This is a genomic window from Thalassotalea profundi, assembly GCF_014653195.1.
Classification (GTDB): Bacteria; Pseudomonadota; Gammaproteobacteria; order Enterobacterales; family Alteromonadaceae; genus Thalassotalea_B; species Thalassotalea_B profundi.
The window spans coordinates 348,450-374,145 of the sequence record NZ_BNAH01000001.1 but is presented as its reverse complement, the minus strand read 5'-3'; the positions used below and the strand labels follow the sequence as shown (position 1 = coordinate 374,145).

The following is a 25,696-nucleotide window of genomic DNA, read 5'->3' as shown; positions in this document are numbered from 1 at the left end:
CATATGAAACGCGTAGAAACAACATCTACCATCACTTCTTTCGGTTGACCTTCCATGGGCTCCCGGCATAAGTATTTCCCTATACAAAAAAGTCATCCCAGCTCAATTTAAAGTAAACGTTCATCATTGGCAGATACTGCACAGCGGCTATATCTGTGTCGCCAGCAAGCCCAAATGTGGTTCTTGTATTATTAAAAAACTGTGTAATTTTAAAGACAAGCCAGAATAACTAAAACCGAGCAACTAAAATTGAGTCGGTACCGTTCAATAATTTCAGTAGTCTGGCATAGCAGACGATCAACTCAACTACTGCAATGTTAATCTTGGCTTAATAAAATCAATAAATGCAGTCACATTCTCCGCAACCGATGAGGATTTGTAGTAAACCGCATTTACTAATTCACGGTCGGTACCCGCTAGCCTATAAGGCTCAAGCAATGATATGAGTCGACCTGATTCAATATCGCTATTAACCATAAACCCAGATAAACAAGTGATGCCATTGCCAGATAAAGCAAGTTGCCGAATGGTTTCTCCGTTGCTAGCGGTTATTGTTGGAATGACGTTATCCCAACCTTTTAGTGGCCATTGATTGAGTAACTTTATATTTGAGAAACCAATTAAATTGTGACGTTTAAGATCATTAGGTGTTTTTGGGACTCCATTTTGTGCAATATATTCAGGGGATGCGACAATAAAAAGAGGACTTCTTCCTAGGGTTCTTGCATATAGCGTCGAGTCTTCTAATTTTCCTATTCTAATTGCTACGTCGGTGCGTTTTTCAATTAAATCAATGATCCCCTCGTTAGAATTCAGTTCAAGTTCTATTTCTGGGTAAGCCTTAGTAAATGCATGTATATGTGGTGTTAGTTGGTGAAATATAAATGGACTCGCAGCGTCAACTCGTAATTTACCTTGAGGCATCTTACCGGTAGCAATAATGTCTAATTCAGCGTTTTGAATATGTTGTAACCCTAAACTCACCGCATCAATAAACTTTTTTCCCGCATCCGTTAACATCACTCGTCTGGTTGTTCTAATTAAAATAGTGGTTTTTAGCGCATTTTCAATTTTAGTAACTGAACGGGAAATACGAGCTACTTGAATATTAAGTGCATCAGCGGCGGTTGAAAAGCCGCCAAACTCAACAACAGCTAATAAAAGCTCTAAATCATCAGATCTTGTTTTTAAGTTCAAATTAACCTCATTTATTACAAAAATATTTTGCAAGTAACGCTATTTATTACAAAAGTCTACCAGTTAATAATTGCGTCAACAAATAAGGAAGGGGTTTTATTTAATTTAACTCCTTGCTTGATACCTATTAAACAATATTAATTTGGAGACCATGATGCCACTAGCATTGATAGCACTAGCGCTTAGCGCCTTTGCCATAGGAACAACAGAATTCGTGATTGTTGGATTACTTCCAACAATCGCACAAGACCTTAATGTAACTATTCCTTCAGCTGGGTTACTGGTTAGCCTTTATGCATTAGGCGTAGCCATTGGAGCACCGGTTTTGACAGCCCTCACCAATCGATGGAATAGAAAGTATGTCTTACTTTCGGTTATGAGCTTATTTGTGATTGGAAACTTAGTTGCTTGGCAGGCACCAAGCTTTGAGGCACTGATAACAGCTCGGATCCTAACAGGATTAGCACATGGTGTTTCTTTTCAATAGGGTCGACAATAGCTACAGGTTTAGTGCCTAAAGAAAAAGGAGCAAGTGCAATAGCCATAATGTTTACAGGATTAACGGTAGCCTTGGTTACTGGGGTCCCTTTAGGCACTTATATAGGCCAGATATTTGGTTGGGAGACAACTTTCTTAACTGTATCTGTTTTAGGTTTATTAGCTATGATTGGCAGTGCCATATTAATACCTAATAACTTAAAACAAGCTAAACCGGCTAACATATCATCACAGTTAAAAGTATTAACACATCCTAGATTGTTATTAGTTTATGCCATTACGGCTGTTGGTTATGGTGGAACTTTTATCGCCTTTACTTACTTAGCCCCAATCCTTAATGAAGTGAGTGGCTTCAATTCAAGTTTTGTCGCCCTAATACTTTTAATTTATGGCGTATCCGTTGCTGTTGGCAATATATGGGGTGGTAAAATGGCCGATAGTTTGGGTCCAATTAAAGCGTTAACAATTATTTTCGCAGGTCTTGCTGGAATATTATTAATGTTGAACTACACCGCTTATAATTCTGTTACAGTAGTGTTTACAATTTTGATTTGGGGAGCATTTGCTTTTGGTAATGTCCCTGGTTTACAGGTTTATGTCGTTAAACTAGCCGAAAAATATACGCCTGATGCCGTAGATGTCGCATCTGGATTAAATATTGCCGCTTTTAATGTAGGTATTGCAATAGGCGCATGGGGAGGTGGATATATTGTTGCTGAACATGGCTTGATGAATACACCTTGGGTAGGCGCTATGGTTGTTTTAGTTGCTCTTTTTTTAACTCGCTATAGTGGAATGCTTGATAGAAATGCCGCAAATTTAACTTAAAATTAATATTTGTCCTCACTTACGTCTTTTAAGAAAAACCGCGTTTTGAGTCAGGCTTGATGATTAATATTAAGCCTGACTTAGACGGTAAATAGCACTGAATATCTGAATTATAAACTCACTATAGGTATAGCTTAGTTCTGTCTACTTTCGCTACCTTTTGGGAGCCGTCTATAACTGTCAATTCACATATTTTCAGAGCATCAAAAGCACACTCAATTAGTCATGAGTAAAAATGTTGGTTTAGTTGAGACATTCGACATTAAGCCGATAACCATGCCTAATTCATTCATCAGTAATATTTTTGAAGATTAACGTAAAGCTAAATACAGCTGAAAGCTTCTGTGATTGTTAGAATCAAATAGAATTGTTATTTAGGTGGATAATGCCCAGATAACTCTAACTGACTCAGCTGCATAATTAGCTTCTTATTTTGGGTTGTTAATTTAACAAACTCTTCAACTATTATATTGTTATTATCCTTAAGACATTGAATTTCTAAAGGAACTTCAATGCCTGTGCAATCCAAAGGTATAAAAGAACATCCCTTAGTATAAAGTTTTGCAACGCATGATGGCGCAATAGCTATACCTAATTTAGCCGAAACTTCCGTTAACAAGGTTTGCATGTTATGAGGCTGACTTACGATATTAGGGTTGATCTCTTCCTGATGAAAAAGAGTATTTATTTTATTAAAAAGCCCAACAGCTTTCATACGATTAAGCAATATTATGTTTTCCTCTTTTAAATCCGATATGGCTATGCTTTCACATTTAGATAAAGCATGGCATTTCGGGATAACTGCGACCAATCGATCATTATAAATATTTTTGCAATCTAATTGAAAATTCATGTCATTAGGGATAGGTCGTGAAAAACCAACGTCTATTTCATTTTTATTAAATGCATCAATTTGTTCTTGTGACGTTAGTTCTGTAAGTTGAACCCGAACATTAGGAAGTTGCTGAGAGAACAATCCAACCAATTCACCTATAAAACTAAAACAAGCAGAAGCTAAATAGCCTATACGTATTTGACCAATTTCACCTTTATCAATTTTGCGTACACTCGTTACAATTTCCTGTTCAAGTTCAAACATACGTTGTGCATTTTCTAATAAGTAGCTACCTGCTTCAGTGAGAGTCACAGCTCTAGTATTGCGAATCAGTAACTTAACGCCCAGTTCAGCCTCTAAACTAGCAATTTGCCGACTTATCGCTGGCTGCACTGTATTTAGTGATTTTGCAGCAGCGGTAAAATTTTTAAGTGTGGCGACGGTAACGAAGTATCTTAGTTTTTTTAATTCCATCATTAATACCTAAAAAGTATTGATGCAGTAACTATATAACATTTCCGCTATTAGTTTTGTTTTTTTAAACTAGTTACATCGTAAAGTTACAAAGATTTATATGAACACATCATCTAGAACACTCAATACCGGCGTTATCCTAATGATGGCAATTGCTGTTTGTGCAACAGTTGCTAATTTATATTATAACCAACCTTTACTGCCTTTAATGGGTTTTACTATCGGTATAGATAAAGACAATTTGGGGTTAATTCCTTTCGCCAGCCAAATAGGTTATGCCGCAGCCATATTATTGATATCACCTTTAGGTGATGTTATGCGCAGAAAAACACTCATCGCTTTATTATCTATTAGCTTAACACTAAGTCTTTTTGGCATTTATTTTTCTACGACTTTGTGGATGTTAGTTTTAGCTACATTCTTTGTGGGTATCAGTGCAAATATCACTCAGCAAATCATTCCTTTTGCAGCCTCTCTTTCTTCAGCCGAAAACAAAGGTAAAGTGATCTCAACCATTATGATGGGCCTTACCTTAGGCATTTTATTGTCTAGAACGGTTAGCGGCACAATTGCCGAAATATTTGACTGGAAAACCGTTTATTTATTTGCTGCATGCTTGTCTATAGTTATAGGCGTGCTGTTATTTATCGTACTTCCTAATCCTAAACCTAGTGCAAAAATGAATTACCCATCATTGATAATATCAATGTTTACTCTTGTGAAGAAACAGCCTCTTCTTCGCGAAGCAGCAATTACGGGTGCACTATGGTTTGCTGCATTCAATGCCCTCTGGGCAACTTTGGCTCTTCATGTTAGCAATGAACCATTTTCATATAACGTTCAACAAGCTGGCTTATTTGGTTTTATTGGTATGGCAGGTATTGTAGGGGCAAAAATGTCAGGGCGCCTTGTGAATAAAATGGGAGCGAAGTTACTCATTAGTATTAGCTTAGTATTGGTATTACTTGGCTTTGTTGTGATGGCTATTTGGGGCAATTCTTTATGCGGTTTAGTTATTGGTATACTTTTATTAGATATTGGAGTATTCGGTGCTCAAATTCCAAATCAAGTACGTATACTATCGATTGACCCTCAGGCCCAAAGCCGTATTAATGCTGTTTATATGCTTTTTTATTACCTTGGTGCATCTTTTGGCTCAGCAGTTGGCGTAAAAATTATGGCTGAATCAGGATGGTTAGGCTTAACAACAATGGGCATCATATTGGCACTTTCGGCATTAATATTTCATCAATTTAAAAATCGTAAACCACTAACAGTTAAAAGCTAACGCAGGCACAAAGCGCTTAAATTTATGGTTAATACGTAAAAAGCCCGTTTACTAATACAGTAAATGGGCTTTCTTTTTAAAGGGGAAACTAATTTCTAGCCTTCTTTATTTTCATTGTTTTTACCATCTTTGTATTTATCAAACCAAGCCAAAATATAACCCACTTTGCGTGCTAAGTTAGATGGTTTAGCGGCAATACCGTGATAAGCACCTTGAATACGCACAAGAGAACTTTCTACACCTTGCAAGCGCAAGGCACCATAGTACTGTTCACTTTCAGACATAGGAGTACGTACATCTAACTCACCTGTTAGCACCATTGTTGGCGTTTTTACATTGCCTACTAATGATAACGGAGAACGATTCCAATATTGCTCGTAATCGTTCCATGGTAAGTCTGTGAACCAATATTTACTCATAAAGGCATAGATATCAGATGTACCTATCATACTTGTCCAGTTGATTACGGGTTTTGCGACAACTGATGCTTTGAAACGGTCGGTTTTACCAATAATCCAAGACGTTAGCGTTCCGCCACCAGACCCCCCTGTCACAAATAAATTCGACTCATCAACATAGCCTGTAGCAATTGCACTATCAACCATATCCATTAGATCGTTATAATCTTGCGATGGATAGTTTTTGTCGATCAAATTAGCAAATTCTTCGCCTTGCGATGTAGAACCACGTGGGTTGCCGTATAATACAACATAACCCGCTGCAGCCATGAGTTGCACTTCTGTTGAGTAACTTGGCCCATACGCGGTATGCGGGCCGCCGTGAATCTCTAAGATAAGTGGGTACTTTTTATTAGCATCAAAATTGGGTGGTGTTACTATCCAAGCTTGTAAATCTCTATTATCTACACTGCTTTTTAACGTCATTAATTCTGGCTTGTTCACTGTTTTGTGATCAAATACATCACCATTTAAATCAGTAAGTTGTTTTACTTTGCCCTTTTTACTCACTATCGCAAGGTCGGCAGGACGATTTCCTGTAGAAGCGGTGTACACTACACTACCTTTAGGGGTTACATCATAATCTCCTGATGTATAAGGTCTACCTAGGCTAGTTCCGCCTAAGTTACTTGTTATATTTGAAATTTTACCTGATAAACTAACGTAGGCTACATTCTTTTTCGCCATATCATCGTAGCTGAAATATAGCCCTTTACCGTTATCTGCCCATGTTATTTCACCTACTGATCGGTCCAAATTACTTGTTAGGTTTTCAATATCAGAGCCATCTACATTCATTACGTATAATTGGCTTAACTGATTTGATTTGCCATTATCTTCATTACCGACAAAAGCGATTTTCTTTCCATCAGGACTCATCTGAGGGCTGCGTTCTGGTCCACTCATATCAGTTAATTTAGTAACTTTTAGCGTATTAATATCAATACTAAACAAGTCACTATTAAGCATATCAAATTCAGCTTCATCTCTTGTATTTGCAGAGATAATTAATTGTTGAGCATTTTTAGACCACGCAATTGACCCTGCGTGATCATGTGCACCTGAGGTGATCTGTCTTGCTGTTCCACCAATAGTTGGTACGACATACATCTGCATATTCCCCGGGCGTTTCATTCCCATACCATCGCGCTGAAAATTAGTTTGATCAATATATTGCGGTTTTTCAGCCCACTTAGCACCTTTGGGTTTAGAGCCTAATGTAAATAAAGGTTTAGCTTTAGTTGGGGTAAACATAGCAAAGGCTAAATATTTACCGTCAGGTGAGAAACTCATGTTACTGGGAGTCATTTCAACATTAGTCACACGAGTTGTATTATTTGATGCTAAATCTTTTAAATATATTTGCACCTTACCTTCTTTACTTGAAAGGTAGGCCATTTTAGCACCGTCAGGTGAAAATACCGGATTAAAGTGGTTTTTGCTGTCAGATAGAATGGGTAAATGACTACTACCGTCCAATGCAACAGACCATAAGTTTCGGCGCATTGAATCAGTCATAATGTCCATGCTTCGGCGCTCGTAAACTACATGTTTGCCATCAGGAGTTACTACAGGGTTAGCCGCATACTCAAGATTAAATACATCTTTTAAAGCTAAAATATTCTCTGAAGGCTCATCAGCAATAGCAACATGGGCGGTAAATAATGTACTTATTACCATCGTCAACGCGGACTTGGTTAAGTATTTTTTCTTCATAACAGGTTTACCTCTTATTGTTTCAATTCGATAACTAAATTATCAAAGCAAGCTTTAACATAGCTTATCTCATTGTATAAACTCCAACTATTTAATTTAAAAAGTATGCTTTATAAGGTGAATAACATGTTTTAATGGGTGAGCGAATTTAAAAGACTGTCTTTTTATACTTACAACACTTTATAGCGTTTACTATATAGTTATATTAGACGCTAGCTATATTTTTATTGCACGAAAAATCAAAATGCAATGTTTGTATTATCGAAGACTTATGCGAATATACGGATAAAACTGAGTAGTTTTAATTTTTATTCAGTCACAAATCTAAACCTGATAATTTATGGCTTTACCATTGGAGAACTCATGCAACAATTGAAACGCCTTACCATTGGCGCTGTGTTAAGTATTTTTAGTGTTCAGATACTTGCGGCACAAGTACTGATAACCAAAGAGCAAAAACAAAACGCAACTCAACTTATGCAAACCGCCCTTAAAAGCGATTTAGGCATGGAAATAGTGACATCACTGACTACAGAAATAGGCCCTAGATTAGGCGGCTCAGAAGCAGAAAAACGAGCAAGAAATTGGGGACTTAAATTAGGGGAACGCTTAGGTTTTGACACCACTAAAATTGAAGAGTTTACTATGCCGTTTTGGGATAGAGGCCATTTGCATATCTCACTTACCTCCCCTTACCAACAAGATCTATACGGTACCGCATTAGGCGGTGCAGCACCGACCAAAGAGACAATTAATGCCAACGTGGTATATTTTAGAGATATTCACGCACTAACGGAAGTTAAAGATAATAGCCTAACCGGTAAAGTTGCCTTTATCGATGGTGATATGATGGTAAAAAGCCAAACTGGCGCAGGCTATGGTCAAGCAAATCAACGCCGTAGAATAGGTTGGCAGCATGCACAACGCGCTGGTGCTAGTGCCTTAGTAGTTCGTTCTGTAGGCTCAGATTCACATCGATTTCCGCATTCAGGAATGATGAGTTCAGATGGCGACAAATGGGCTGATATTCCTGTCATCGCTATTTCTAATCCCGATGCTGACCATCTTCGTCGTTTACATAATTTAGGTAAGCCCCTTGCTATATCTCTTCATTCAGAATCAAAATGGAAAGGTGAAGTAAGCAGCGGCAACGTCATTTTAGATTTAATTGGTAGCGAAAAACCTGAAGAAATCGTGCTCATTGGCGGGCATTTAGACAGTTGGGATCTAGGTACTGGAGCAGTAGATGATGGTGCAGGAATTGCGATCACCACTGCTGCAGCAGCATTGATTGCCAAATTACCCAAACGTCCCAAACGCACTATTCGTGTGGTTATGTTTGGTGCAGAAGAAGTTGGCTTATTAGGTGCATTTGCTTATGCTAAGCAGCATGAAGCTAATTTAAAAAATCATGTACTAGCGACCGAATCTGATTTCGGCGCACAAACAATTTGGCAGCTAGTATCAAATGTTAACCCTAAAGCCACGCTATTAATTGATGAAATAGCTAAAATATTATCTCCCCTTGGTATTGTAAGAGGCGGTTCAGATGTTGCAGGTGGCGGACCCGATATTATTCCAATGGCAGCGAAGGGTGTACCGACAATTCGTTTAAATCAAAATGGTCGAGACTACTTTGATTTACACCATACACCAGACGATACCCTTGATAAGATTAATCCTAACGAGTTAGCTCAAAATATAGCGGCATATGCAGCTAGCATATACCTGATTGCCGATTCAGAAGTAGAATTAAAACCCTAACGCCATAACAGCGGGCGACACTATTAATCGCCCGCTGAATTAAAAATTCTACACGCACAAGCTTAAAAATTTTCACACCTAACATGCACACGTTTTTAAAAGAATAAACTTACTTCAATTTTTTTTAAAACATTTAGCACGAAACCTTTACAGCTTAGAAAGCCTAGTTTCTCTTATTGTATACCCAACTTTTGAGTGGCTGGTATAGTTAAAATATTTGTTATAACATAACAAATATGCCTATTGGTACTCACCATAAAAAATAAAGACATCTGTTCAAGCTTTTTAAGGATAATATAATAATGCGCTATACAAAGTATGCATTGTCGGCCTTGGTTATACTAACCAACACGGCAATTGCAGTTGAAAAAGACGAAGAATGGTTTCTACACAGTAGTATTTCACCTGATAGTAAAACAATAGCGTTCTCATACAAGGGGGACATATACACAGTGCCAGCCGATGGTGGAACAGCACGCCCTTTAACCATTCATAACGACTGGGATGGCCATCCTATTTGGTCTAGAGATGGTAAAAAGATTGCATTTGCAAGTGATCGAAATGGTAACTTAGATGTTTATGTTATGCCTGCGACTGGAGGTAAAGCCAAGCGTCTTACTTATCATTCATCCCATGATATTCCGCAAGACTTCACCCAAACAGGGGAAGGTATTTTATTTACCTCAAGTCGCATGGACTCTAAGCAATCTACCATATTTCCAACCTCTCGCTTAACAGAAAGCTATACTGTTTCAATCGATGGTGGTACTCCTAAAATGCTTGCCACTATCCCAGCATCTGAGCTTCAGTTTTCCCAAAACGGTGAACAACTACTATATCGTGATGAAAAAGCTTATGAAAACCAGTATAGAAAACACGATGAATCAGCCTTTGCTCGTGATATCTGGTTACACGATATTAAGTCAGGAGAGCATAAACAACTAACAACGTTTAAAGGTGGAGATCACAATCCCGTTTGGAAAGATAAAAACACCTTTTATTATACTTCTGAAGATAAAACGGGCGTATTTAATGTTTGGCAAACTAATTTAAACGGTAGCAATAAAAAACAAATAACTGATTTTAAAGAGCACCCTGTACGTAGTTTATCGATAAGTGATAACAATACATTAGCCTTTGTTCATCATGGTAATATTTATACCAATAAAAATGGTTCATCAAAACATGTAAAAGTTAACATTGCTAATGACATACAAGAAGACGAATTACTGCCTGTTTCATTAGGTGGAAAGATTACCGAATACGCTGTTTCACCTGACGGTAAAGAAGTTGCCTTTGTGGCCCGTGGAGAAGTATTTGTAACCAGCACAGAATTTAAAACCACTCGTGCAATTACTAACACACCTCAACAGGAGCGTTCTGTATCATTCCATAAAGATGGAAAAACTATACTCTATGCAGCTGAGCGTGAAGGTCGTTGGGGACTATATGAAACAAGCATTGAAAATGAATCGGAACCTTACTTTTTTGCAGCGACTACTTTAAAAGAAAAAGTGGTTCATTTAAGTAACACTGACAGCTTCCAACCCGTTTATTCACCAGACGGTAAAAAAATAGCTTTCTTGTCTAACCGCGACGAAATTCAGGTAATAGACCGTGAAAGTAAACAAGTAAATATAGCCTTAAGTAAAGAACATAATTACTCATATTCCGATGGTGATTTAACTTTTGCGTGGGCGCCTGATAGTTACTGGATGACAGCAAATTTCTCACCTCGTGGTCGTTTATTTATTAAAAACGTAGGGGTTTTCCCGTCAGATGGCTCTGCACAACCTCAAGATATTAGCTTGTCTGGTTACAATGATGGCAACCCAACTTGGCATACGGATGGTAACGCTGTTTTATGGTGGAGCGCTCGTTTTGGTCAAAGAGATCACGGTAGCTGGGGACGTGAAGGCGATGTATTAGCTGCGTTTTTAACCCAAGATAGCTATGACAAATTCAGTATGTCTAAAGAAGAATACGAACTACAAAAAGAACTAGAATCTAAAAAAGATAAAACATCTAAAAAAGATGAAACAGACGAAGATAACCCAAAAGACGAAAATGTACCTGATGCTAAAAAAACAATAAAGCCTTTAGAAATAGAATGGGACAATATTGAAGATAGAACAGTTCGTTTAACAGTACATTCATCCAACTTAGGACAAGCGTACCTCACGAAAGATACAAAAGAGTTATATTACTTAGCTCGTTTTGAAAAAGGTTTTGATTTATGGCGTCAATCAATACGTGATAGCAAAACTGAATTAGTTGCTAAACTTAATGCTCGTTCTGTAGATATGTCATTTAGTGAAGACGGCAAAAAAATATTTATTCTTGCTGATGGTCAATTAAAACAAGGCGATTTGGGTAAAAAAGTAACATTAAAGCCGATAAGCGCTAGCCCAGTTATACAACTAAAAACAGCTGCTGAACGTGAATTTATGTTCGATCATAGTTGGAGAGTCATTAAAGATAAGTTTTATCGTGAAGATTTCCATGGCATAGATTGGGATAATATAGGCAAATCTTACCGTAAAAAGTTACCATCAATTGGTCATGGTAGAGATTTCGCCAATATGTTTGCGGAAATGACTGGCGAGCTAAATGCATCACACATAGGTTCATCATACCGCCCCAAAACAGATAAAACTGATGATAATACAGGTCGTTTAGGCTTATTTTTCAATTTTGATAAAGGCTTACTTGTTGAAGAGGTACTTACTAAAGGGCCGTTTGATACAGCTGAAAGTAAGGTTAAGCCTGGTGTTAAGCTTACCGCTGTTAATGGCATTAAACTCACTAAAACACAGAACTTATACAAGTTACTCAATCACACTGTTGGAAAACGCGTAAGATTCACTTTTGATGACTCCGACGGCAATAGCTTTGATGAAGTTGTAAAACCTACATCGGCACGTGAAATAGGCAACCTATTATACGATCGTTGGGTAAATTCCCGTGAAGCGTTAGTAGACAAATTATCTAACGGTCGACTTGCATATGTTCACGTAAGAGGAATGAACGATCCAAGTTTTAGAACCGTATACTCACGTCTATTAGGTAAACACTTTGATAAAGAAGCTGTAGTGGTAGATACACGCTTTAATGGAGGGGGATGGCTACATAATGACTTAGCTAAGTTATTAAGCGGTAATGAATACTTCACCATGCATGTTCGTGGACGCCAATATGCAGGAGACCCATTTGATCAATGGAACAAGCCATCTGTACTATTAATAAATGAAGGTAATTATAGTGACGCTCATGCTTTTTCTTACACCTATGATGAATTAGACTTAGGTGAGTTGGTAGGTATGCCAGTACCAGGCACTATGACTGCAGTATGGTGGGAAACAGGAATTTCGGGTGATTTTCGCGCGGGTGTACCTCAAGTTGGTATGAAAAATACTAAAGGAGAATACCTAGAAAACAATCAAACCATGCCAGATTACATGGTAAAAAATGATCCTGAGTCTTCATCAAAAGGACAAGATAAGCAAATTGAGAAAGCCGTTGAGGTATTGCTTAAAAAATTAAATCAATAATCATTAGACTTAAAGTCTTTCATATTAAAAATATCCGCACTATTGCGGATTTTTTATAGATAAAATAATTTAGCGCGTTAACTATATTCAATAACTAATGCTCAAGTATTATCTTAATCTCTACATTATAAAAAAAACGAGATAGAATAATACAAACAATTAGTTAACTTATATTCATTTTTACGGGATGCCCAATGAAATTTCTACATACTATGGTTCGCGTTAGCGACCTAGAAGAGTCACTCAACTTTTATATCAATCAGCTCGGTTTAATTGAAACTAAACGCGTAGATGTACCAGAAGGGAAATTCACACTAATCTATTTAGCAACGGCCCTTGGTGAACCTGAGATTGAATTAACTCATAACTGGGGATCAACTGAAGAATATAAAGGCGGAAGAAACTTTGGCCATATAGCCTTTGCTGTTGATGATATTTATCAATTATGCCAAAAGCTTATGGATTCAGGCGTGGTAATTAATAGACCACCACGATGCGGTCATATGGCATTTATCAAGTCACCTGATGGTATCTCTGTTGAGTTATTACAAACAGGCGAAGCGTTAGCACCACAAGAACCTTGGCTTAGTATGGAAAACCAAGGCACTTGGTAGTTCCATTAAATAGACATATTACTAAAACAGTCCTTGTTACTGATATTTTTGGCGTTACACCGGCGTTAAATAATTTAAGTAAGGAGCTTGGCAATGCCCTGATTATCGATCCTTATCAGGGCAAGCTAATGGATTTTATTGATGAACAAAGTGCTTACGATTATTTCAGTAAACACATTGGTTTAGATCAATATTTAAAGCTCTTTCAAGCAGAAATTAAAGAACATGCGAACATTAAGACCTTGATTGGCTTTAGTGTTGGTGCCACTATTTTATGGCGATACTCAGCAACAGTTAACAACTTAAACGCTGATAATACCCCTCGAAACAATCAACATATTATTGGTTTTTATGGTGGGCAAATTAGACATTTTGTCGATTTACACCCGCAAATTTCAATTGAGTTAATTTTTCCTCGATCAGAACCACACTTTGCAATTAACCAATTAATTAAGCAGCTGTCGCCTGTAAAGAACGTATCAATAATCCATTGTGACTATAAACACGGTTTTATGAATAGCCATTCAACTAACTATAACCCCCTAGCTTATCAATGTTATTTAGATAAGCTAAGGGCGAAATGCCAATATAATTAAGCTTGTTTTAAGGCATCTTCCAAGGCAGCTAAACATAAAGCAACATTTTCATAACGAGCGGTGAAACCCATTAGTCCAATACGCCATGCTTTGCCTGCAAATTGCCCTAAACCGGCACCTATTTCTAAATTATAATGTGCTAATAAGTAATTACGTACTGCCGCATCATCAACACCTTCAGGAATAAACACTGAATTTAATTGAGGTAACCGCTCATTTTCAGGCACGATAAACTCAATACCTAACCCTTTAAGGCCTTTAGCCAGTTCAGCATGCAAGGTTGCATGACGTTCCCAGCTATTTTCTAGGCCTTCATTTTTTAACATCACTAATGACTCATGTAGAGCATACAGCGAATTAACAGGTGCAGTATGATGATATGAACGTTTGCCCTCCCCAGACCAATAAGCCATAACAAGCGATTGATCTAAAAACCAACTTTGTACTGGCACTGTTCTATTTTTTATCACTGCAACCGCTTTATCATTAAAACTAATAGGCGATATTCCAGGTACACATGACAAACACTTCTGACTGCCTGAATAAATAGCATCTATACCCCATTCATCCACTTTAAGCTCAACACCACCTAATGATGTAACCGCATCAACAATGGTTAAACAATCAAACTTATGCGCTATTTCACATAAGGCCTTAGCATCAGAAAGCGCACCGGTGGATGTTTCTGCATGTACAAATGCCACAAATTTTGCTTCAGGGTGATGCGCTAATGTTTGTTCGAGCATTTGCGGGTCAACCGCTCTGCCCCATTCACAGTCCACGACTATAGCAGTGGCTCCAAGTCGGGTAACATTTTCAACCATGCGTTGACCAAACACACCATTACGACATACCACAACGCTATCACCAGGCGAAACTAAGTTAACAAAGCACGCTTCCATACCTGCAGAACCTGGAGCAGACAAAGCGATCGTAAATTCATTTTTTGTTTGAAAAGCATATTGCAATAAAGCTTTAACTTCGTCCATCATACCAACAAAAAGCGGATCTAAATGGCCAATAGTTGGTCTTGCAAGAGCAGATAATACACGAGCACTAACATCTGAAGGCCCTGGCCCCATTAATGTGCGTTGTGGTGGTATAAAAGATTGTATATTCATCGACATAACCTTAAAGCTAGATATATGATTGCACCATAGCATTTAATAGTATTATTTTCTAAATTAATCATATTTATCTCAGTTATTCATCAGCGATATATCAATTCATAATTAAAGGTATTATTATATAGGCCGTTTTTCCTTCGTAAGTTAAATTAATGGCTCTTAAATCAACCATCAATAAAGCAACTATCCACTTATCAGATATGGATCGTAACTATTACGACACCATTAATTTAACGTTAGCTCAGCACCCTTCTGAAACTGATTTAAGATTAATGACACGAGTTATTGCCTTTATTTTAAATGCCCAGCCTGATTTAACCTTTGGAAAGGGTGTTAGTGATGAAGATGAGGCTGTTATTTGGCATGTTGATTATTCAGAGCAAATTAGTTTATGGGTAGAGCTAGGACAACCAGACGAAAAGCGAGTTAAAAAAGCCTGTAATAAAGCTGAACATGTAAATTTATACTGCTATACCAGTAGTAACGATGTTTGGTTTAACCAAAACAAAAGCAAACTTTCTCACTATCGTAATTTATCTGTTTACAAATTTGACTACCAAGTAATGCAAGAACTCGCAACATGGCTCAGCAGAACGATGGAATTTCAATGTAGTATTCAAGATGGTCAATTATGGCTAAGTAATAATGAAAATTCGTTATTAATTGAAACACAACGGCTTCAATAACGAACTCACGTTTGACTTATTAAAAACTTACAATAACTAATAAAACTTTACAGTTAAGTGCAAGTGAATCGCTATAATCACTTGCAAACCATGCTAATTTCTTCAATAGTATCATCACAAAAAACACAACGAATAACCTTATGAATATTGTTAATCAAACCACAAAAAAACTGTCTTATATTGCCCTTTCATTACTCTTACCACTTACGTGTAGCAATATTAGCTTTGCTAATAATATTTCTTTAGAGCAGATGACCGCAGATGTAAGTTATTTAGCGAGTGATGACCTAAAAGGACGTGGTAACTTTACTACTGAGATTGACCAAGCAGGTGATTATATTAGTAACCGTTTTAAAGAAATTGGCTTAACTCCTTTGTCGGGCTTTTCTAGCTTTAAACAAACATTTAATGTTATGAACATTAAACCATTAGCAATTAACATTGAACTCAATGGTAAGACAATTAATTCAGAAAACACAGCAATGGTAAGTACCATCAGCAATATAAATTGGCAAAGCACTAAGGATTTTACCACGCATACAGTTGCCGCAGATGGAAATTTTCGTAAAACCGTAAGCGAAATCAATCAACAAGGTGGTAAACATTTAGTACTACTTAATAACGCCCACAGTAAGATATTTTCGGGTTACAAAGGCTATTTTTCTCGGGGTATTAATAAGCTTAGTATTGATCATCAAGGTGCAATCATCATAGTACTTACAGATGAAACTCAAATTGATAATATTAATATTAGTGCCAAAACTAATATTACTAAGCAAACATTAACTAATATTGTTGGAGTGTTAAAAGGTCATGAAAAAAGTGGCGAGAATGTATTATTTTCAGGCCACTATGACCATTTAGGTAGCAAAGACGGTGAAGGCGATACTATATACAATGGTGCCGATGATGATGCTTCGGGTACAACAGCAGTCATTAATTTAGCTCAACATTATGCAAACCAAGGAAATAATAGCCGTAGCTTAATATTTGCAGCATTTACTGCTGAAGAAATTGGGGGATTTGGCTCTCGTTATTTTTCTGAACACATCAATCCAGATTCAATCACAGCCATGATCAATATTGAAATGATAGGAAAGCCGTCAAAATTTGGCGCTGGGCAAGTATGGATGACAGGTATGGAGCGATCAAGCCTAGGTGATATTTTAAATAATTATTTAAAAAACAAACAAGGGAAAATATACAAAGATCCTTACCCTGAGCAAAAATTATTCTATCGTTCAGACAACGCAACACTAGCCCGTTTGGGGGTTCCTGCACATAGCTTTAGTAGTACTCAGCTAGATAAAGATAAATTTTATCATCAAGTGTCAGACGATATTGATAGCCTTGACTTGAACTCTATGCATCAAGTTATTGAAAACCTTGCGATTGCAACTCAAGGTTTAGCAGACGGAACGATTACGCCAAGTCGTATTGATAAAAATACTGTAAAGAGTCGCGGAAAAATATATTAGAAAAAGCGTAAACGCTAGAGCGACTTAATATCGCTTTAGCTTTATTGTGGCAGGTGCCAACGCATCTGATACTCTAATTCAGTTTGCCCTTCTGTAATAAAGCCTTCTCGTTCATATAAACGTTTGGCAGGATTTTCCAACAGTACATTTAAGGTAACTGGTAGTGTGCGCTCTACCGCTTTTTTTTTGATTAATCTCACAACTTTACTACCAATACCTGCATTATGAAACTCAGGCATTATTTGTAATTGCCGAATGTGTATACGGTCGGTAAGCATCCCTAATTTAACTAAGCCAATATTTTTATTATTATATTTAATTAAAAATGACTCTTCAAAAAACTCATCTATTCGCTGTAAATGTTGCTCGTCGTTTAATTTTAGGCCCGCAGCATGTAAATGTTTATCCATAGAAGACTTTCTTAATGCTAATAAAAAAGGTCTATCTGAAAACTCTGCTCGCTTAAAACTAATTTCTGCTTTCATTACTTTTACCATCAATTAAAATTTTTATATAGATTTAACCTGTAGTTGATGATTTTCTTATACGATTAAATAACCATTCACCCCATTGATATATCCCTAAACCACTAATAATAAATAGCGCCCCAATAATTAGATTAACACTAATATGTTCATCGTTTAATACTAAGCCAAACCACAGCGCAATAACCGGTGTCATCATGGTAATTAGTGCAACAGTACTCGCTTTTAATTTTTGTAATACATAAAAATAAGCGATAAAGCCAACGAGTGACCCCATTAAACCTAAATAGACAATACTAATAATTGAACGTTGACTCCATTGTTCATAAGGTAAAGTGCCATCAGCAAGTATCCAAGTTAAGGCAAATAATGGGATCGCAATAATCAATGCGCCAACGGTTGTTGCCATCGGGTTTATTTTAACGGTAATACTTTTAACTAATACCCCACTCAAACTAAAGAAAAACACACCTAATAAAATGCAAATGACACCAATATAAGCTTGGCTTCCAAAAGACAATTTATCATAACAAACGCAAGTTAAACCTAACAAAGCAACGGCTAATGCCACTTTTTTAGCTTTCGATAATGGCTCATCTGATAAGACATATTTTGATAATACCCCCGATAAAATTGGCGCAAGACCAAAAATGAGAGACATAACTCCTGATGAAATATAACTAGCGGCTAAATAAGAAAATAACATACCGCCAAAAATACCCAGCCCTGAGTAACAATATAAAGTGATTGCTTGTCGATGCCATGGTAACTCGACTTTAAACAACCTCAAGATAAGCCATCCAGGTACAACGGCTATCACCATGCGTAACAATACTGCGAGTGTTGGTGAAACCGTTTCGCTACTCCATACAATACCTAAAGGAGTCGTTGACCAAATTAACACAACAGCTAAATAAGCCGCGGGGACAGACATGAAAATTCCTCAATAATTTGAAATTAAAAACAAAGAAACCGCAGAGGATAGCTGCGGTTTGAGTTGAGTTGGTTAAATAACAAAAAGTTTCACTGACATTAAAATTAAAGTCAATAACTATCTAGTAATCGTTTATTGAACATTAGCAGTTTAAATAAAACGCCACATCAATTGAAAGTGGCGTAAAAAGTGAACTTATTAATACTTAAGCTTTCTTTTTCGTCGCTGTTTTTTTCTTTGTTGTCTTTTTAGCGGCTGCTTTTTTAGGTGGTATAGTTTCAATCCACTTACCGTTTTGATAAGTAGCTGTCCAACCTGTAGCTTTACCGTCAACTTCTGTCATTACATACTGTGACTTGTTCTTTCTACTGTAACGAATTACGGCTAAATTACCTTCCGGATCTTTTTCAGGCGCATCAGCTAAATAATAAAATTTAGATGAAATCCGATCTCTAAACTGCTTGAGCTCCGCTACTTTTGGCGCTCTTGTTTCACGAGAACGAGGGAAAGTGCTTGCAGCTAAGAAAATCCCTGCTGCACCATCTCTTAATACAAAATAGGCATCTGATTTTTCACAAATCAACTCAGGTAGATGAACAGGATCTTCTTTCGGTGGTGCTGCTTCACCACTGGCTAATAACTTGCGGGTATTCTTACATTCGCTGTTAGTACAATCAAAATATTTGCCGAAACGACCATTTTTAAGTTCCATATCTGACTGACAACGATCACACTCTAAAACAGGACCGTCGTAGCCTTTAATTTTAAAGGTACCTTTTTCTAACTCAACGCCATCACAGACAGGGTTATTACCACACACATGAAGCTTACGTGTTTCATCAATGAGGTAACTATCCATTGCAGTTGAACATTTGGCACAACGATGCATAGCTCGTAATGCTTCAGTTTCCTGATCATCAGATAGTACGCTTACCGCTTCTTCGCCAGGGGTTAAGTTCATTGTAGTTGTACAACGTTCTTTAGGCGGTAGAGCATAACCCGAACACCCTAAAAACACACCAGTAGACGCAGTTCTAATGCCCATTTTTCTGCCACAAGTAGGACAGTCAATATCGGTTAAAACAGGTTCATTGGTTAGCATTCCACCTTCTTCAACCGGTTTATCAGCCAATGCAAGTTGAGTGGTAAAATTTTGATAGAACTGATTTAAAACATCTTTCCAGTTAATCTTGCCCTCTGCTATTTCATCAAGCTCTTGTTCCATTTCAGCTGTAAAATTATAGCTCATCAAATTTTTAAAGCTGCCTGAAAGACTGTTGGTAACAATTTCACCCATTTTTTCAGCATAGAAACGTTTTTTCTCTAAACGCACATAACCACGATCCTGAATAGTAGAAATAATCGACGCATATGTTGATGGTCGACCTATTGAACGCTTCTCTAACTCTTTAACTAATGACGCTTCACCAAAGCGCGCTGGTGGCTTTGTAAAATGCTGAGACGGGTTCAATTTGACTAATGTTAATGACTCGCCAACAGCTAAATCAGGTAAATGCTTGTCGTTATCATTTTTTGATAATTGAGGATGAACTCTTGTCCAACCATCAAATTGCATTACACGCCCTTTCGCTTTTAAGTCAAAGCCATTAGCAGATACTGTAATTGTTGAAACGGTATAGCGCGCTGCTGTCATTTGACAAGCAACGAATTGTCGCCAAATAAGTTCATATAATTTTTTACAATCAGCTTCCATATCCGTTAATAAAGCCGCTTCTAATTTTACATTAGATGGACGAATAGCTTCATGCGCCTCTTGTGCATTAGATTTGCTACCATAGACTTTAGCGTTTTCAGGTAAATAATTTTTACCAAAGTTTTTATCTATATATTCACGACACATTTCAACCGCATCTTTACTTAAATTGGTTGAGTCAGTACGCATATAAGTAATATGGCCAGCTTCATACAAACGCTGTGCTAAGCCCATAGTACGTTTAACACCAAAACCTAAACGCGTGCTTGCCGCTTGTTGTAACGTTGAAGTAATAAATGGAGCTGAAGGCGTACTTTTAGACGGTTTATCTTCGCGATTACTTACTTCATAAGTCGCATCTTTTAATTGAGCTAAAGCCGCATTAGTATCTTTTTCATTCGTTGGTTTAAACGCTGAACCATTTTGATGTGTAACTGCTAATTCAAAAGGTTGATCTGCTTGGGTTATAGTGTCAGCATTAACTTCCCAAAATTCCTGCGGATCAAAAGCTTTTATTTCATGCTCTCGCTCTACCACTAATTTAACAGCAACTGACTGCACACGCCCTGCTGAAAGACCACGCGCAACTTTTTTCCATAATAATGGGCTGACCATAAAACCCACAACACGATCTAAAAAGCGCCGTGCTTGTTGAGCATTAACACCAGGCATACTTAATTGACCCGGTGTAGAAAATGCTTGTTGTATCGCGTTTTCTGTTATTTCATTAAAAACAACACGTTTAAACTTATCGTCATTGCCACCAATAATTTCTTTTAAATGCCAAGCAATAGCTTCTCCTTCACGATCCAAATCGGTTGCGAGATAGACAGTGTCAGCACTTTCAGCCAATTTCTGTAATTCAGTAACGACCTTTTCTTTACCAGGTAAAATTTGATATTGAGCCTCCCAATCTTTTTCAGGATCAATACCCATACGGTTGACAAGGGCTAACTTATCACGCTTGGCTTTGTATTTAGCTTTAGCTTCGGGTGCCATTTTACGCACCTCTGCTGGGCTTTTAGTTGCAACTTTTTTCCCATTACTTGACGTAGGAAGATCTCGTACATGCCCAACACTTGATTTAACAATAAAATCTTTACCAAGATATTTGTTAATTGTCTTTGCTTTTGCTGGCGACTCGACGATAACCAGAGATTTTGCCATAAACTTATTTAATTCCTATTGTCTGATTCTTCTGATCAGAAACATTTATGTAATTTAATTCCAAAGGTTTACAATCGAGCAACTAATAAACACATTGTATAAAATACATACCACTTAACGTAAAATTCTAATTACTATTAGATATATCTGTAATTATCCAAGCTTACAAGGAAATAATTTTTATATCTGTTTGATTTTTTATTTTGTCTCTTAGTTTTTTGACAAAAGACTCTCGTTTAATAAAGCTAAAATTTTCGCTATAATGCGGCCGATTTCGGCGCCATGATAATAGAGTTCATTATAAAACTTAAGTATAAACTCAATAATAAAAACGAATAACACAAGCAATATAGTGAATATTGTACTGAGATCAAATTCATCCTTCATTCAAGCTTATGTAGTTGTGAATGCTATACAAAGAGATTTATTATGACAACAAATTCAACGGCTTTATTTTATCAAAAAGCAAGTCAATGCTTATGCCCTCCTGGGAACGGTGTTTTTACCGTAAATACAGCAAAAGAGCGCAAACAAAATTTGCATCAAGCACTTTATGGTCAAATCACAGATATTGAAAGCGTTTGGTTAAATTCACTTAAACAACTAGAACATTCTTCCTCTGCTGTTGTATTAGGTATTGCCTCTGATTGTGGTGGTGGTATTTTGCGCGGTGCAAACTGGGGACCTTTATTTGTACGTTCGACGTTACTTGAGCAATATCCTGATTTAAAAACTTTTGATTTAGGCGATATCCGCGTTATACCACACTTATTAGCTGACAAATATTTAAATAATGAAACTATCACTAATTGTCGCCGTGCATTATATCAAGATGAATCTTCCCCTTATGCTGTTAGCCCATTAACCATCACCGAAGATATTTTACATGACTTTTATGCAACCTACCCAAATAAAGGCATTTTTGGTATTGGTGGTGATCATTCAATTAGTTACCCATTAACAAAAGCTTATTTACAAGCAAAGAAAAAACAAGGTAAACGTGCAGCAATTATTCATTTTGATGCCCATACCGATTTATTGGTGGAGCGTTTAGGTATAGATTTATGTTTTGGCTCTTGGTGTACACACATATTAGATGATTTACATGAAAATCATCACTTAATACAAGTAGGTATACGTTCTAGCGGCAAACCTAAAAGCCACTGGGAAGATACATTTGGTGTGAAGCAACATTGGGCACACGAAGTAAAAGAAAACGGCGTACAGTCTGTTATAGACAATATTCACCGCCAGTTAGCTGATGAGAACATTGATGAATTATATGTAAGTTTTGATATTGATGCTTTAGACGATAGCTTTGCCGCCGCTACAGGTACCCCTGAGCCAGATGGGTTAAGCCCTGATGAGGCATTAGCCATTTTAAAATCTTTAGCCGATAAATACCCAATTACCGGTGCCGATATGATGGAGATAGCGCCGTTTACCGATAGTACAGGACAAGGTGCAAGCGCCGCTGAAAGTACATTAAAAGTAGGTGCTGATATATCAGCGTTTCTATTAAAAGAAATGGCAAAGAACTAAGCTTAAAAATAATTATTAATAAAAAACCGCTAATTAGCGGTTTTTTATTTTCTAATTAACCAAGATTAAACACTATTATTGAATAACAATATTAATATTACTAAACACTTTTGTTACTCCACCTGGTGTTTCAACTTTTATTTCTAATGGCCCACTTGTAGGCTCAGCTTCACCTTTGATTGCAACACCAAAACTGCTACCACCATTACTCGCATCACTTGGCCATGTATAGCTAGCGGTACCAACAACAGATCCAACACTAGCAATAAAAGATACAATAGTGCCAGCAGGCATAGGTTGGTTGTGTAAATCAGCTATAATAATACTAACTGTACCTGTGCTTTCACCTGCAATGTACAAAGTAGAGTCTTCACTATCATAATTAGGAGAAGTATTAATAATAGCATCATTAGTTGCAGTTACAGTAATGTATGGTGATGTACCAGACATTATAATCACAGTTGAACCTCTAACGTTTGTAGAAACCTTTTCTGATTTTTTTGTTGGATCTGGTTCATCGTCAGGGTTAGCACAATATTGGTTTGCTATCGTTGTACCTGGATTAGTTACGTCATTAAAGCCACATAAAACCCCGTTATAAACGTTATCTTGGAGGTCAAAAACACCATTATTATTAAAATCGGTAAACTCTTCCAATTCGCCGCCTGTTTCAGTGCTAACTTCAACTGGGTTGTATAGGTAGTCCTCATTATGATCAACGAAAGCTTCTTTTAAATCATAAGGTGCATCACTTACATTTAAGCCTTGAAATAAAGCATATTCACTTTCATCAAAGCGACCATTGCCATTTTTATCAGGGAATGATTCTTCACCAATTGCGGTAGCTAAAATGCTAACTCGGCCACCATATTCTTGACCCAGGTAATTTTTATTATTAGCTAAAGGCTCCCGTGCACAAAAAATTGCAGGATCATTATTATCTGCAACAGTACAGAAACTCTTAGTTAATGTTTGACCTGCAGGGCGTGGGGATTGACTCACCCACATTACTGAACAAACACCATTTTCAGTAGTACATGAAGATCCAATTGAACCACCTTCAGTTGTAAAATTAACGGCAGTGCCATCTGGTACTGGATTATTAAAGGCATCAGCCATGCGCACCGTAACCGGGACTTCAACACCATCTACACTCCAAGCTTCTGGATTTGCAGTACCTCTAGCAATACTGAAGCTATCTTGATCAGGTAAGCCTGTAGAAACCACTAATTGGCTAGATTGTGTAAATACAACGTTACCATCAAGTGCCATTGTCGATGCTATTACACGTATAGTTGTGGGAACAGTTCCTGAATTAACAACTGTTTGAACTATGCCTTCTGCATTACTAGTAGCTTCATTTTGACTTAGGCTAATACCACCAACATCAGTGTTTAAAGCAAAATTAACCACACGATTATTATAAGGATTTCCATCTGTATCTTTTACTTTAAATACCACAGTAGAACTTTCTGAACCAGAAACAATTCCCGCACCTAATATTCCGATGTTTTCGGGTGAGGCTGAAATAAATTCTATGCTACCTATATCAGCAGGCAACACATTTATAGAACCTGTAGCTGACAAATTAATACCACCAGCATTTGCAGTGACATTTATAGGGTCATCACCAACACAACCTTGTGCCAGATAAGTACTTGTTGCAACACCATTTGAGGTTGTAATTGGGCTACTAAGCTTGGCAATAGATTGTGTAGAACAACCAGATGAAAAGTTAACATCTACTGGTTCTGTAAATAAATTACCTTGATCATCGACTATAGAAACTGAAATAACACTAGTACCACCAGCAGAAACTTGAGATAAGCTAATATCTGCAACGCCTTTAACAAACGGGTCACCACTTCCCATTGAAACAGTTGAAGACCCCACTACAAATATAACTTTACCTGATTCACCGCTAGTTATTGTAGCTGTTACTTCACCAGCACCAAGTGTATCACCTGCAAATATATCAACTATTGCCATGTTGCTGGTATCAGTTATCGCTGATGCAATTGGAATATCACCAACTGTAGAAGTGAAGGAAACGATTAATGGAGAATTAATACCATTAACAGTTGCAATGACACGACCTGGTTTGGAAGCAGTAATAGTATCAGTAACATCACCATTTTCATCAACTAAAGTAACATTTATACTAATATCACCTTCAGTACCTATATCATCACCTTGGGTATTGAAACCAAGCGGTACACTTGAAGATTCACCAGAACTCAACGAAGCTGATATTTCCCCTGCTCCACGAACACTACCTGCGGTTAAAATAATAGTTGCAACACCATTTTCATCTGTTAATGCTGTTCCAGAACTAGGCGAAAAAGCACCTAAATCTGTTTCAAACGTTACAGCTCTATCAACAACAGGTGCTGTTCCTTGCATAACCGTTGCAGTTACATCAACTGGAGCGGCTCCCGTCACAGTAGAATTCGAAATAGCCAAAGTAATTGTTATCTCATCGGTAGTACCATTATCTGGTTCAACCGTTCCACCAGAACTCAAACTGCTATCACCGCCGCCGCAGCCGACAAAAGACAGTAGTAACATGATAAAACTTAAGCGTCGAAGTAGCGCCATAGAAGCATCTCCCTGATCGTATTATTATTAACTTCTAACTCATCTTAACCGAAAAAAAACCAAAAGGTCACTAACAAATGCAAAAAACCGTTAATCATTAGGTTTTTAATCAACAAAATAGCTGTTAATCTAGGGTTTATCACATT

The 25,696-nt window shown here is 37.3% G+C and carries 16 protein-coding genes and 2 pseudogenes; 10 read left to right on the top strand and 8 right to left on the bottom strand.

The features are described from left to right. Window positions 1-85: 85 nt before the first annotated feature. A pseudogene (locus tag IE155_RS01615) lies at window positions 86-229 on the top strand (iron-sulfur binding domain-containing protein); the annotation flags it as partial. A gap of 77 nt (window positions 230-306) precedes the next feature. Here IE155_RS01615 and IE155_RS01610 read toward each other — a convergent pair. Further along, entirely contained in the window at window positions 307-1,197 is an 891-nt protein-coding gene (locus IE155_RS01610) for a LysR family transcriptional regulator (protein ID WP_189376328.1), read from the bottom strand. Window positions 1,198-1,351: 154 nt separating this feature from the next. Between IE155_RS01610 and IE155_RS01605 the strand changes: the two are divergent. Further along, window positions 1,352-2,523, top strand: a pseudogene (locus IE155_RS01605) (MFS transporter). A gap of 370 nt (window positions 2,524-2,893) precedes the next feature. Here IE155_RS01605 and IE155_RS01600 read toward each other — a convergent pair. Beyond that, complete coding sequence (locus tag IE155_RS01600; RefSeq protein ID WP_189376327.1) at window positions 2,894-3,832, bottom strand: LysR family transcriptional regulator; 939 nt, start codon at window positions 3,830-3,832, stop codon at window positions 2,894-2,896. A gap of 100 nt (window positions 3,833-3,932) precedes the next feature. On the opposite strand from IE155_RS01600, the gene IE155_RS01595 reads away from it, so the two are divergent. Then, window positions 3,933-5,120, top strand: a complete 1,188-nt coding sequence (locus tag IE155_RS01595; RefSeq protein WP_189376326.1) for an MFS transporter — start codon at window positions 3,933-3,935, stop codon at window positions 5,118-5,120. Window positions 5,121-5,215: 95 nt separating this feature from the next. Here the strand turns inward: IE155_RS01595 and IE155_RS01590 are convergent, their stop codons facing one another. Next, window positions 5,216-7,294 (bottom strand): S9 family peptidase, encoded by a 2,079-nt coding sequence (locus IE155_RS01590; protein WP_189376325.1) that lies wholly within the window; start codon window positions 7,292-7,294, stop codon window positions 5,216-5,218. 363 nt (window positions 7,295-7,657) lie between these two features. Here IE155_RS01590 and IE155_RS01585 point away from each other — a divergent pair, with 363 nt between their 5' ends. The 4 genes from IE155_RS01585 (at window position 7,658) to IE155_RS01570 (ending at window position 13,819) form a co-directional block, all read left to right on the top strand. Beyond that, complete coding sequence (locus IE155_RS01585; protein ID WP_189376324.1) at window positions 7,658-9,058, top strand: M20/M25/M40 family metallo-hydrolase; 1,401 nt, start codon at window positions 7,658-7,660, stop codon at window positions 9,056-9,058. Between the two features lie 302 nt (window positions 9,059-9,360). Continuing rightward, a complete protein-coding gene (locus tag IE155_RS01580) occupies window positions 9,361-12,609 on the top strand; it encodes a S41 family peptidase (protein ID WP_189376323.1) in 3,249 nt (1,082 codons plus the stop codon). A gap of 194 nt (window positions 12,610-12,803) precedes the next feature. Continuing rightward, window positions 12,804-13,223 (top strand): VOC family protein, encoded by a 420-nt coding sequence (locus IE155_RS01575; protein WP_189376322.1) that lies wholly within the window; start codon window positions 12,804-12,806, stop codon window positions 13,221-13,223. Further along, window positions 13,217-13,819, top strand: coding sequence for a dienelactone hydrolase family protein (locus IE155_RS01570; protein ID WP_229816950.1), 603 nt, complete (start codon window positions 13,217-13,219; stop codon window positions 13,817-13,819). The genes IE155_RS01575 and IE155_RS01570 overlap by 7 nt, the downstream gene beginning before the upstream one ends. Here IE155_RS01570 and IE155_RS01565 read toward each other — a convergent pair. Beyond that, complete coding sequence (locus IE155_RS01565; RefSeq protein ID WP_189376321.1) at window positions 13,816-14,940, bottom strand: pyridoxal-phosphate-dependent aminotransferase family protein; 1,125 nt, start codon at window positions 14,938-14,940, stop codon at window positions 13,816-13,818. The two genes, IE155_RS01570 and IE155_RS01565, sit on opposite strands and share 4 nt — an antisense overlap. 158 nt (window positions 14,941-15,098) lie before the next feature. Here IE155_RS01565 and IE155_RS01560 point away from each other — a divergent pair, with 158 nt between their 5' ends. Both IE155_RS01560 and IE155_RS01555 read left to right on the top strand, forming a co-directional pair. Next, complete coding sequence (locus tag IE155_RS01560) at window positions 15,099-15,632, top strand: YaeQ family protein (RefSeq protein ID WP_189376320.1); 534 nt, start codon at window positions 15,099-15,101, stop codon at window positions 15,630-15,632. A 140-nt stretch (window positions 15,633-15,772) separates the two neighbouring features. Next, window positions 15,773-17,110, top strand: a complete 1,338-nt coding sequence (locus tag IE155_RS01555; protein ID WP_229816948.1) for a M20/M25/M40 family metallo-hydrolase — start codon at window positions 15,773-15,775, stop codon at window positions 17,108-17,110. 41 nt (window positions 17,111-17,151) lie between these two features. On the opposite strand, the gene IE155_RS01550 is transcribed toward IE155_RS01555, so the two are convergent. From IE155_RS01550 to topA, 3 genes are all read right to left on the bottom strand, one after another. Further along, window positions 17,152-17,595 carry a GNAT family N-acetyltransferase gene (locus IE155_RS01550; RefSeq protein WP_229816947.1) on the bottom strand — a complete coding sequence of 148 codons (444 nt, stop codon included), beginning with the start codon at window positions 17,593-17,595 and terminating at the stop codon, window positions 17,152-17,154. Window positions 17,596-17,629: 34 nt separating this feature from the next. After that, window positions 17,630-18,529: a DMT family transporter gene (locus tag IE155_RS01545; protein WP_189376319.1), complete on the bottom strand. Its 900-nt coding sequence runs from the start codon at window positions 18,527-18,529 to the stop codon at window positions 17,630-17,632. 205 nt (window positions 18,530-18,734) lie between these two features. Beyond that, window positions 18,735-21,410 carry a type I DNA topoisomerase gene (topA, locus tag IE155_RS01540; RefSeq protein ID WP_189376318.1) on the bottom strand — a complete coding sequence of 892 codons (2,676 nt, stop codon included), beginning with the start codon at window positions 21,408-21,410 and terminating at the stop codon, window positions 18,735-18,737. Between the two features lie 429 nt (window positions 21,411-21,839). Between topA and IE155_RS01535 the strand changes: the two genes are divergently transcribed. Beyond that, window positions 21,840-22,952, top strand: a complete 1,113-nt coding sequence (locus tag IE155_RS01535) for an arginase family protein (RefSeq protein WP_189376317.1) — start codon at window positions 21,840-21,842, stop codon at window positions 22,950-22,952. A 75-nt stretch (window positions 22,953-23,027) separates the two neighbouring features. Here IE155_RS01535 and IE155_RS01530 read toward each other — a convergent pair whose 3' ends face one another. Next, on the bottom strand, window positions 23,028-25,550 hold the full coding sequence (locus IE155_RS01530; RefSeq protein ID WP_189376316.1) for an Ig-like domain-containing protein: 2,523 nt from the start codon (window positions 25,548-25,550) through the stop codon (window positions 23,028-23,030). Window positions 25,551-25,696 lie beyond the last annotated feature (146 nt).